This window comes from Chryseobacterium sp. OSA05B (genome assembly GCF_019970065.1).
Taxonomy (GTDB): domain Bacteria; phylum Bacteroidota; class Bacteroidia; order Flavobacteriales; family Weeksellaceae; genus Chryseobacterium.
In genome coordinates, this window is the sequence record NZ_JAHXYH010000111.1 from 1 (window position 1) to 458 (window position 458).

At 43.9% G+C, this 458-nt stretch carries 1 pseudogene; it reads left to right on the plus strand.

Going from position 1 to position 458, the window contains the following annotated elements:
* Positions 1 to 18 precede the first annotated feature (18 nt).
* Positions 19 to 458, plus strand: a pseudogene (locus LC419_RS23835) (glycoside hydrolase family 92 protein); the annotation flags it as partial.

Consider the following 458-nt stretch of genomic DNA (forward strand, 5'->3'; position numbering starts at 1 on the left):
CTATATGATATATCGTATATGCCAGTTACATTGCCTTATCATGAGGCCGTGGCGCCTTTGGGTATTCATTCCAAGTTTTCGCATCAAAACGAACAGGCACATGCGGGGTACTATAAAGTAAAGTTGACAGACTATAATATCGATGTAGAGCTAACGGCAACCCCACGTTGCGGTATCCAACGTTATACATTCCCTGAGGCTCAATCGGCTATTTTTTTGGATCTAAAGAAAGCAATGAACTGGGATGCCACAATAGATTCATACATTGAGGTGGTTGATTCGGTCACTGTGCGTGGCTACCGATTTTCAGAAGGTTGGGCAAGAGGCCAACGTGTCTATTTTGAAACCCGATTTTCAAAGCCGTTTACTGCAGTTCACATCGATAGCTCGGCGATACAGTCAAGTGTTGACAGCATAACAAAAACGACCAAACGTATTGGTACTGCTTTCAAGGCACG